1 protein-coding gene is annotated in these 1367 nt (G+C 34.4%); it reads left to right on the top strand.

All coding sequences use genetic code 11. The features are described 5' to 3' along the window. Nucleotides 1–33 precede the first annotated feature (33 nt). Nucleotides 34–1367 (top strand): IS3 family transposase gene (locus FC64_RS07320; protein WP_235804835.1). Its coding sequence is split into 2 segments (ribosomal slippage), with 1335 coding nucleotides annotated over them: nucleotides 34–523 and nucleotides 523–1367; the frame shifts between segments, so codons are not numbered across the junction. This gene is flagged as partial in the annotation.

Here is a 1367-nt window from a genome sequence, read left to right on the forward strand (position 1 = left end):
ACAAAATAAATCCAGGATTTGGGGTGTTTTTTTATGCGTTTAACAAAACAAGATAAGATTAATATTTATCTCCTTTATCAAAAAGGATATCCATATTCAAAAATACGACAATATTATCCAATTGGTGAAAGTAATTTTTACTATTTGGTCCAAATATTAAATCGTTATGGAGTTCCCTGGCTAGATAGACCGAGGCATAAGTGGACAAAAGAAGAAAAAATGGAAGCAATCGATCGAGTATTAATTAATCATGAAGTCGGAAGAAGCGTTGCATTAGATTTAGGATTATCTTCAGAGGGAATGTTATTTAATTGGATTCGAGATTATCGAAAAAATGGTTATAATGTGATTGATAAACCAATAGGAAGACCGAGGAAAAAGATCATCACAAAGCATAACCAAAAGAAAATTAAACCAGAAGATAAGAAAATCAAGGAACTTGAAGAAGAACTATTATATCTAAGAGCTGAAAATGCCTATTTAAAAGCATTAAGGGAATTGGCAATCAAAGATCAAAAAAAGCAAAAGTAATTGAACGACTTCGTTGTCAATTCCCACTGGCAGTTCTGTTGAAGGTCGCTAAGATGAGTCGTTCAACCTTCTATTATCAACGATCTCATAAGAAAGACCGGCAGAACCAAAAAATCATGAAACGGATCAAAGAAATTTTCAATCGGCATCACGGAAACTACGGTTATCGTCGCATAACGTGTGTATTACGCAATGAAGGAATGACAATCAACCATAAAAAAGTTAAACGTTTAATGAAAACTATGGGATTATTTGGCAAGGTTATCCGGAAACGCAATCGTTATAGCTCTTATAAAGGAATAGTCGGTAAAATTGCGGGAAACGAAATCAATCGTCACTTCAGTGCTGATCAGCCACGAAAGAAAGCATATACTGACGTTACTGAATTCAGACTTAATAACGGCGAAAAAGTGTATTTATCACCAATTTTAGATGGATTCAACGGAGAGATTATTGCCTATGACATCTCGACTTCACCTGATCTCCACCAAACATTTAATATGTTGAATCAGCTTGATCAATATGAATCATTAAATGGAATGATTTTACACAGTGATCAAGGATGGCAATATCAAAATGCGGCATACCAACGGTTTTTAAAGGAAAGAGGAATCATTCAAAGTATGTCCCGTAAGGGAAATAGCTTGGATAACGGATTAATGGAGAATTTCTTCAGTGTCCTAAAACGTGAAATGTTTTATGGTTATGAAGATCAATACAAAAATACTGATGAATTGATTCAAGCAATTCACCAGTATATCCGATATTATAACAACGACAGAATTAAGGTAAAACTAAAAGGACTGAGTCCTGTACAATACAGAACTCAGCCCCAG

Source organism: Ligilactobacillus araffinosus DSM 20653, assembly GCF_001435375.1.
Classification (GTDB): domain Bacteria; phylum Bacillota; class Bacilli; order Lactobacillales; family Lactobacillaceae; genus Ligilactobacillus; species Ligilactobacillus araffinosus.